Genomic DNA, 235 nt, shown 5'->3' on the forward strand with positions numbered 1-235 from the left:
AGCGCAACGTGCTGGTGTCCATCGGCGAAGGCGCGACCTCAATCTACAGCGTCGCCGGCAAGGTGCGCTCCCGTGGCCTGGAAATGGACCTGAGCGGCCAGTTGACCGACCAGTGGAGCCTGATCGGCAGCTACGCCTACACGGATGCCGAGGTGACCGAAGACCCGACCTACCAAGGCAAACGCCTGCAGAACGTGGCGAAAAATACCGGCTCTGTATCCGCGGTGTATGACTT

At 61.7% G+C, this 235-nt stretch carries 1 protein-coding gene; it reads left to right on the plus strand.

What is annotated here, in order from left to right; translation table 11 throughout:
- On the plus strand, positions 1-235 hold a 235-nt coding region (locus AAEY78_RS15020; protein WP_352340305.1), incomplete at both ends, for a TonB-dependent receptor domain-containing protein.

This window comes from Psychrobacter sp. 16-MNA-CIBAN-0192 (assembly GCF_040309565.1).
In the GTDB taxonomy this organism is placed as follows: domain Bacteria; phylum Pseudomonadota; class Gammaproteobacteria; order Pseudomonadales; family Moraxellaceae; genus Psychrobacter.